This is a genomic window from Streptomyces sp. SID486, from assembly GCF_009865385.1.
Taxonomy (GTDB): domain Bacteria; phylum Actinomycetota; class Actinomycetes; order Streptomycetales; family Streptomycetaceae; genus Streptomyces.
In genome coordinates, this window is record NZ_WWJT01000177.1 from 1 (window position 1) to 8,654 (window position 8,654).

The 8,654-nt window shown below is 72.3% G+C and carries 6 protein-coding genes and 1 rRNA gene; 3 read left to right on the top strand and 4 right to left on the bottom strand.

What is annotated here, in order from left to right; genetic code table 11:
• Both GT045_RS08590 and GT045_RS08595 read right to left on the bottom strand, forming a co-directional pair.
• Window positions 1-165: ribosomal RNA gene (locus tag GT045_RS08590) — 16S ribosomal RNA — on the bottom strand; the annotation flags it as partial.
• A 639-nt stretch (window positions 166-804) separates the two neighbouring features.
• Window positions 805-1,353: a MarR family transcriptional regulator gene (locus GT045_RS08595; protein WP_161294460.1), complete on the bottom strand. Its 549-nt coding sequence runs from the start codon at window positions 1,351-1,353 to the stop codon at window positions 805-807.
• Window positions 1,354-1,475: 122 nt separating this feature from the next.
• On the opposite strand from GT045_RS08595, the gene GT045_RS08600 reads away from it, so the two are divergent.
• Window positions 1,476-2,747, top strand: coding sequence for an MFS transporter (locus GT045_RS08600; protein ID WP_202527543.1), 1,272 nt, complete (start codon window positions 1,476-1,478; stop codon window positions 2,745-2,747).
• A 212-nt stretch (window positions 2,748-2,959) separates the two neighbouring features.
• Here GT045_RS08600 and GT045_RS08605 read toward each other — a convergent pair whose 3' ends face one another.
• Together GT045_RS08605 and GT045_RS08610 are read right to left on the bottom strand one after the other, a co-directional pair.
• On the bottom strand, window positions 2,960-4,609 hold the full coding sequence (locus tag GT045_RS08605) for a SpoIIE family protein phosphatase (RefSeq protein ID WP_161294464.1): 1,650 nt from the start codon (window positions 4,607-4,609) through the stop codon (window positions 2,960-2,962).
• A 131-nt stretch (window positions 4,610-4,740) separates the two neighbouring features.
• Window positions 4,741-6,117 carry an NAD(P)/FAD-dependent oxidoreductase gene (locus tag GT045_RS08610; protein ID WP_161333809.1) on the bottom strand — a complete coding sequence of 459 codons (1,377 nt, stop codon included), beginning with the start codon at window positions 6,115-6,117 and terminating at the stop codon, window positions 4,741-4,743.
• A 379-nt stretch (window positions 6,118-6,496) separates the two neighbouring features.
• Between GT045_RS08610 and GT045_RS08615 the strand changes: the two genes are divergently transcribed.
• Window positions 6,497-7,300, top strand: a complete 804-nt coding sequence (locus GT045_RS08615) for a helix-turn-helix domain-containing protein (RefSeq protein ID WP_161333810.1) — start codon at window positions 6,497-6,499, stop codon at window positions 7,298-7,300.
• Between the two features lie 207 nt (window positions 7,301-7,507).
• Window positions 7,508-8,654, top strand: a 1,147-nt coding sequence (locus GT045_RS08620; protein WP_202527541.1) for a sigma-70 family RNA polymerase sigma factor, incomplete at its 3' end; no start/stop codon positions are given.

Genomic DNA, 8,654 nt, shown 5'->3' on the forward strand with positions numbered 1-8,654 from the left:
TATTAGACCCCGTTTCCAGGGCTTGTCCCAGAGTGAAGGGCAGATTGCCCACGTGTTACTCACCCGTTCGCCACTAATCCCCACCGAAGTGGTTCATCGTTCGACTTGCATGTGTTAAGCACGCCGCCAGCGTTCGTCCTGAGCCAGGATCAAACTCTCCGTGAATGTTTTCCCGTAATCGGGACGACACCACGATGAGCGGAACAGTCAGGCGGAATAGGCCCGACCGTTCTCAGCGTCCTCGCTGTGTTTTTTCAAAGGAACCTCGTCCCGATCGTGACGACCGGAGACGGGGTATCAACATATCTGGCGTTGATTTTTGGCACGCTGTTGAGTTCTCAAGGAACGGTCGCTTCCTTTGTACTCACCCTCTCGGGCTTTCCTCCGGGCTTCCCTTCGGTGTTTCCGACTCTATCAGATCTTTTCTCGATCCGATTTCCTCGGCGCTTTCCAGGTTCCCGCTTTCGCGTTTCCCTTTCCGGCGGTTCCGACTCTATCAGATCCTTTCGGCGTCTGACTCCCAGTCAGGGGGGTTTGCCTTCCCGGCTGTTGGGCCGTTCCGACGTCTCAAACCTTAGCGGATCCGCTCGGCGATTCCCAATCGGGCCGCCGGGCTTCCATTCGAATTGAATTCGGGCACGCCGAATACAACCCGTCCGGGGGTCGTGCTGTTGGCTTGAGGGGTGCCGCTCGAAGCGGCTGAGGCGCTGCCGGAGAACCGTTACGGCTCGGCGGCAACCCGAAGAACTCTACGGAACGCGCAGGGGCGTGTCAACACCCTGTGTCAAGATCTTTTTCCGGGGCTCAGTCCAGGTCGCTGAGCCGGCCGCCGGCGTCCGGCTGCGCGTGCTCCACCCTGCGCAGGAGCCGAGTCAGGACCTCGCCGAGCACCGCGCGCTCCGCGGGGGTGAGGTCCTGGAGCAGGTCCTCCTCGAAGACCGTCGCCAGGCGCATGGCCTCCAGCCACTTCTCGCGGCCCTCGGGGGTCAGCTCCACGATCACCCGGACGCGGTTGGACTCGTCCCGCTCCCGGGTGACGAGACCCTCGGTGACCATGCGGTCGATCCGGTGGGTCATCGCGGCCGGCGTGAGGCCGAGCCGCTTGGCCAGCTCGCTCGGGCCCATGCGGTACGGCGCGCCGGAGAGGACCAGCGCCTTGAGGACCTCCCACTCGGCGTTGCTGATGCCGAGGGCGGCGGTCTGGCGGCCGTAGGCGACGTTCATCCGGCGGTTGAGCCGGGACAGCGCCGACACGACCTTCTCCACCTGCGGGTCGAGGTCCTGGAACTCGCGCTGGTAGGCGGCGATCTGTTCTTCGAGCGTCGGCTCCGGGACGCCGGGGGTGTCGGCCATGGGCGCAGTATGGCACGCGACCCCTTTGCCTTGAAGTCCTTCACTGTGTACTCTTTAGCTTCGAACTTTAGCTTCGAAGTCTTCAGGTCTAACTAGTGAGAGAGGTGAACGTGACCAGGGCGATGGGCGCAGCGATGCGCCGGATCCACGTGGGTAACGCACTCAGCGCGTTCGGGCTCGGCTTCACCGTCCCCTACCTGTACGTCTATGTGGCGCAGGTGCGGGGTCTGGGAGCCATGACGGCGGGACTGGTGCTCGCCGTCTTCGCCGTGGCCGCGCTGATCGTGCTGCCGTTCGCCGGCCGGGCGATCGTGCGGCGCGGCCCGCTGCCGGTCCTGCTCGCCGCCCTGGTGACCGCCGCTCTGGGCGCGCTGAGCCTCGGCCTGGCGGGAGGCGCCACGACCGTGCTGCTGGCCGCTGCGGCGCTCGGTGCCGGTCAGGCCGTGATGCACCCGGCGCTGGCGACGATGATCGTGGACTGCTCGACGGCGGACACCCGCTCGCGCGCGTTCGCCATGCAGTTCTTCCTGCAGAACCTGGGCCTCGGCGTCGGTGGCCTCATAGGCGGCCACCTCGTGGACACCACCCGCGTGTCCTCCTTCACCCTGCTCTTCGCGATCGAGGCGGCGATGTTCCTGCTGCTGGTCGTCGTGATGGCGACCGTCCGGATGCCGCACTCGCCCCGTATGGAGGACGCGCCGGCGGCGTCGGCGAAGGGCAGCTGGCGGCAGCTGCTCGGGAACCGGGCGATGGTGCAGCTGTGCGTGCTGGGCTTCGTGCTCTTCTTCGCCTGCTACGGCCAGTTCGAGTCCGGGCTGAGCGCGTACGGCGTCGAGGCCGCCGGGATATCCACCTCCGCCCTGGGTACGGCACTGGCCGCGAACACGCTGATGATCGTGATCGCCCAGTTCGCCGTGCTGAAGCTCGTGGAGCGGCGCCGGCGGTCCCGGGTCATCGCCGCGGTCGGCCTGATCTGGGCCGTGGCCTGGCTGGCCGCCGGGTACGCGGGGCTCGGCCACGGCAGCCAGGAGATGGCCACCGCCGCCTTCGTCTCGACGTACGCGCTGTTCGGGCTGGGTGAGGCGATGCTGTCGCCGACGGTCGCGCCGCTGGTCGCCGATCTGGCGCCGGAGGGCATGGCCGGGCAGTACAACTCGGCGTTCGCTCTGGTCAAGCAGCTGGCGCTGGCGGTCGGACCGGCGGTGGGCGGCCCCTTGGGCGCCTCGCTGCACGGGCCGTACGTCGTGACCTTCCTGCTGTTCTCGCTGGGGATCACCTTCCTGGCGCTGCGGCTGGGGCGGCAGCTCACCGCGGTGCAGGACCGGCCGTGGCTCGCCACGAAGAGCCGGGTCGTCGCCCGCGGCGAGACGCCGGCCGAATCCCTGGCCGCGTAGCCGCCACCGGCGCACCCGGCCCCCGGGTGCGCCTGACCGGTGAGGGGCACAAGCCCCCTGGGTGGGCGCCCACCCCCGCGCGTCCCCGCCGGTCCGCCGGTCCCCGGTCCCCTGGTCCACGCCCGGCCACCGCGTGACCGCACCGGACCGCGGTCCCCTGGTCCACGCCCGGCCACCGCGCGTCCCGCCGGACCGCGTGCCGGGCCCCGCTTCTACCGGGTTCCCGGCAGCACGAACTCGCACCACACCGCTTTGCCGCCGCCGGGAGTGCGGCGGCAGCCCCAGCTCGAGGCGATCGTCGCCACGATCGCGATGCCCCGGCCCGACTCGTCGCCGGGCTCCGCGCGGCGGCGTCTGGGCAGGTGGTCGTCGCCGTCGGTGACCTCGACGATGAGCCGGCGGTCGGTGCGGCGGAGTCTGAGCCGCATGGGCGGGGTGCCGTGCTGGAGGCTGTTGGCCACCAGCTCACTGGTGGCGAGGACGCCCAGGTCGTGCAGTTCGGCGGGGAACCGCCAGCTGGTGAGGACGCCGGAGGCGAAGGCACGCGCGCGGGGGGCCGCCTCGACGCCGCCGAGGAGCTCCAGGGCCGCGTTGCGGAAGAGGTCGCCGTCGGGGCCCGTACGCGCCGGGTGCTGGAGGACGAGGACGGCCACGTCGTCGTCGTGGTCGGCGGTGACGCCGGCCGAGCGGACCAGGCGGTCGCACACGACCTGCGGGGTGCCGGTGGCGCCGGCGAGGGCGCCTTCGAGCTTGGCGATGCCCTCGTCCAGGTCGGCGTCGCGGCGCTCGACCAGGCCGTCGGTGTAGAGGACGGCGGTGGCGCCGGGGCCCAGGGCGATGGAGCCGGAGGCGTGCATCCAGCCGCCGGTGCCGAGCGGCGGTCCGGTGGGTTCGTCGGCGCGGGAGACCGTGCCGCTCTCGTCGCGGACCAGGATCGGCAGGTGGCCGGCGGACGCGTAGACCAGGCGGCCCTCGTTCGGGTCGTGGACGGCGTACACGCAGGTGGCGATCTGGTTGGCGTCGATCTCGCCGGCGAGGCCGTCGAGCAGCTGGAGCACCTCGTGCGGGGGCAGGTCGAGGCGGGCGTAGGCGCGGACGGCCGTGCGGAGCTGGCCCATGACGGCCGCCGCGCGCACGCCCCGTCCCATGACGTCGCCGATGACCAGGGCGGTCCGGCCGCCGCCGAGGGTGATCACGTCGTACCAGTCGCCGCCGACCGCGGCCTCGGTGCCGCCGGGCTGGTAGGTGGCGGCGATGCGCAGGTCGTCGGGCTGTTCCAGCTCCTGCGGGAGCAGGGACCGCTGGAGGGTGACGGCCGTCTCCCGCTGGCGTCTCTCGCTGGCGCGCAGCCGTTCGGCGGCCTCGGCGTGGTCGGTGACGTCCGTGGCGAAGACCAGCACCCCGGCGTCGCGGTCGCCGCCCTCGGCGACGGGGGTGCAGGTGAAGGTGTACGAGCGGCCGTCGACGGCCTTGCGGGACTTCAGGGTGCGGGGCTTGCCGCTGCGCAGCACCTGGTCGAGGAGCGGGAGCAGACCGAGTTCGGCGAGCTCGGGCAGCGCGTCACGGGCGGGTGTGCCGGTGGGGCGGGCGCCGAAGGCCGCCGTGTAGGCGTCGTTGACGTAGGCGATGCGGTGGTCGGGGCCGTGGACGAGGGCGACGAGGGCCGGGACGCGGTCCAGGACGTCACGCGCGGGCAGTTCGTCGACGGCGGGCACCGGGGCCCTGTCGTCGGCGGTCCGTTCGGCGCGGGCCGCGGGCACGGAGCCTTCCCCCCGCCGGTCCGGCGGGACCGGGGTCTCGGTCCGCGCGGCGGCGCGGCGCTGCGTTCCGGGGAGACGGGCGCTCCAGCGCGTGAAGTTCACTGTGGGGAAAGCCTCGTGGGTGCGATGGGCGGGCGGGTGGCCCGTCCGAGGACGTGGGGCAGTCTGGCAGGGTGCGGGCCGCGGCGACATCCGTCAGACGCCTGGACGGTCCGCGTAGTTCCTGAGTCCGGTCAGGACGACCCCTTCGGGTCGTCGGAGGGGCTGTGAGGAGGCTTTCCACCGGCCGCCAGTTCGAACTCCGCGCGGGGATGTTCGAGTGAACCGAGCGAGACGATCTCCCGTTTGAAGAGTCCGGCGAGCGTCCATTCGGCGAGTACCCGGGCCTTGCGGTTGACGGTGGGCACCCTGCTGAGGTGGTACACGCGGTGCATGAACCAGGCAGGGTAGCCCTTCAGCCTGCGGCCGTAGACCTGGGCGACGCCCTTGTGCAGGCCGAGGGAGGCGACGGAGCCGACGTACTTGTGCGCGTACGTCCGGAGGGGCTCGCCGCGCAGGGCGTGGACGATGTTGTCGCCGAGGACCCGGGCCTGGCGGACCGCGTGCTGGGCGTTGGGGGCGGTCTCGGTGCCGGACTCGGCGGCCGTGACGTCGGGTACGGCGGCGGCGTCGCCCGCGGCCCAGGCGTGCTCGGTGCCGTCGACGGTCAGCCGGGCCGTGCAGCGCAGCCGGCCGTGCTCGGTGCGCGGCAGGTCGGTCGCGTCGAGCAGCGGGTGCGGTTTGACCCCGGCGGTCCACACGAGCGTCCGGGTCGGGAAGCGCTGGCCGTCGCTGAGCACGGCGACCCGGTCGGTGCAGGACTCCAGGCGGGTGCCGAGCAGCACCTGGATGTTGCGGCGGCGCAGCTGGGTGACGGTGTAGCGGCCCATCTCCGGGCCGACCTCCGGCAGGATCCGGTCGGTGGCCTCCACGAGGATCCATTTCATGTCCTCGGGGCGGACGTTGTGGTAGTAGCGCGCCGCGTAACGGGCCATGTCCTCCAGTTCGCCGAGGGCCTCGACGCCCGCGTAGCCGCCGCCGACGAAGACGAACGTGAGGGCGGCGTCGCGGATGGCGGGGTCCCGGGTGGAGGAGGCGATGTCCATCTGTTCGATGACGTGGTTGCGCAGGCCGATGGCCTCTTCGACGGTCTTGAACCCGATGCCGTGCTCGGCGAGGCCGGGGATGGGCAGGGTGCGGGAGACCGAGCCGGGGGCGAGCACGAGTTCGTCGTAGCCGACGAGTTCGGCGGCACCGCCCTCGTCGGCGGTGGCGAGCGTGGTGACGGCCGCGGTGCGCAGCGCGTGGTCGATGGACGTCACCTCGCCGACGACGACGTGGCACCGGTCCAGGACGCGGCGCAGGGGCACGACGACATGGCGCGGGGAGATCGATCCCGCGGCTGCCTCGGGAAGGAACGGCTGGTACGTCATGTAGGGGTCAGGAGTGACGACGGTGATGTCGACCTCTCCCCTCCTCAGCTCGGCCTTCAGCTTCCGCTGGAGACGCAGGGCCGTGTACATCCCGACGTAGCCGCCGCCGACAACCAGAATGCGCGCACGTTCCTTCACCGTCCCATGACGCACCCGGCGCTGTTGTTTGTCCACAGCCCCGGCAATTTGTGTGACCGGCGACCGGGTGCGCGCGGGTCCGGCCCCGGTGTTCCCGCAGGACGAAAGGGGGCAGGTCAGCAGGGATGGACGACAAGGTGAGAAGGGAGGGAATCGGGACGTACACGCCCCGTACTCCGATCGGGGGGCGCACTGTGCGGAACCTGCCCCTTCTGAATTGACTGCCTCTCAACTATGTTCGTGTGTCGACGGGGTGTAGGGGATGTGGTCGGCCGGGTCCGCGACGGGCGGGACCGGTCGGGACCGATGCCAGTTCCGCACACTCCGGACTCAGTGGCGGGGAGTCTCCGGGGGGAGACGTCATTTCCGGGGGAAACACATGCATGTTCAGGACACGCATTGGGCATCTGCGGCTGCCGTCGCGCCTGGTGGCAAGGCGATGAGCGCGGCGGTGGGCAGTGGACGCGCGGACGGAGCGCGTACCGCTCCGCTGCGGGTGGACGCACAGCGCAATCTGGAGCACGTGCTGCGTGCGGCGCGTGAGGTGTTCGGCGAGCTGGGCTACGGCGCGCCGATGGAGGACGTGGCGCGGCGCGCCCGGGTCGGGGTGGGCACCGTGTACCGGCGCTTCCCCAGCAAGGACGTGCTGGTCCGGCGGATCGCGGAGGAGGAGACGGCGCGGCTGACCGAGCAGGCGCGCACGGCGCTCGGGCAGGAGGACGAGCCGTGGTCGGCGCTGTCGCGGTTCCTGCGGACGTCCGTGGCGTCGGGCGCGGGGCGGCTGCTGCCGCCGCAGGTGCTGCGGGTCGGCTCCGCCGGTCCGGCCGGGGAGAGCGCTGTCGTGTCCGCTGATTTCGGCGGGGCGGCCGGGGCTGCCGGGTCCGTCGGGGAGGCGCTCATGCCTCAGCAGCGGGTGCAGCCGGGCGGTGGCGAGCTTCGGCTGGTGGCGGACGCGGCCGCGGTGGCCGACGACGCCGGGGCCGGGGAGCTGCTGGAGGTGGTCGGGCAGCTGGTGGAGCGGGCGCGGGCGGCCGGCGCGCTGCGGGCGGACGTGTCCGTGGGCGACGTGCTGCTGGTGATCGCCACGGCGGCGCCCTCCCTGCCGGACGCGGCGCAGCAGGCGGCGGCGTCCTCGCGGTTGCTGGACATCCTGCTGGAGGGGCTCCGGTCCCGCCCCGCGTAGGTCCGGCGGCCTCCCGGCCGGGGTTCGCCCCCGGCCGGGTTCGCCCCCGGCCGGGGCGCACGGGGTGTTCGAAGGGCTTTCGGGGTGTCGCGGGCAAGTCCGCTCGGACGGGTGGATGCCGTGTTCAAGGGGTCCTTCGCGAAACGGCGTTGTGGCACTCTGACCCGGTGACGGGTTGGGCTGGGCCGGTGCCGGGGGCTGTCCGCGATGGGCGTTGACGGGTGGGACGAGTCGCGTGACGACGACGGGGACCGGGAGGCCCGCGGGCTGACCTCGCCGCAGGTGCCGAGCCAGGGCGGGCGCCCGGTGACCCCCGGCCCCGCCTCCGGCCTCCCCGCTGGCCCCGACGGCCCCGGTGGCCCCGACCGCAGCGGTGGCCCCAACCTCAGCGGTGGCCCCGACGGCAGCGTGCCGGCCCAGCGAGAGGGAAGCGTGCTGCCGCCGCCCCGGGAGGTGCCTCCCGCGGACGGTGAGCTGATCGGGCGGATGCGCGCCGGCGACGACTCGGCCTACGAGGAGCTGTACCGGCGGCACGCCGACGCGGTGCGGCGCTATGCGCGCACCTGCTGCCGGGACGGCCACACCGCGGACGACCTCACGGCCGAGGTGTTCGCCCGCATGCTGCAGGCGGTGCGCGGCGGATCCGGGCCCCGGCACGCCGTACGCGCCTATCTGCTGACCTCCGTACGACGCGTCGCCGCGCACTGGGCCAGGTCGGCCCGGCGGGAACACCTCGTGGACGACTTCGCCCTCTTCGCCCAGCAGGCCACGCGGGGTGCGGAGGTGGCCGACGACGACTCGCTGGGCCTCGGCGCCGACGTGCGCGCCCTGCACGAGGCCGAGCAGTCCATGGCCATGCGGGCCTTCCGGTCGCTGCCCGAGCGCTGGCAGGCCGTGCTGTGGCACACCGAGGTGGAGGACGAGTCCCCGAGCGAGGTGGCCGTCCTGTTCGGGCTGGACGCCAACGGCACCCGGGTGCTCGCCAGCCGCGCCCGCGAAGGACTGAAGCAGGCCTACCTCCAGGCCCATGTCAGCGACAGCCTCGTCCACGACGAGGAGTGCGCGCGGTACGCCGACCAGTTGGGTACCTACGCCCGCCGCAAGCTGCGCATCCGGGCCGAGCGGGGGCTGCGCAGGCATCTGGAGGAGTGCGCCAGGTGCCGGCTGGCGGCGGCGCAGATCGAAGAGGTCGCGAACGGTATCCCGGGGGTCGTGCCGGTCGCGGTCATCGGCTGGTTCGGTGCCGCCGGGTACGCCAAGGCACTCGGCATCGTGGCCGGCGGCGCCGGAGCGGGTGCCGCCGGGGCCGCCGCCGCGGCCGGCGGGGCGGGCGGAGCGGGCGGGGCGTCCGGCG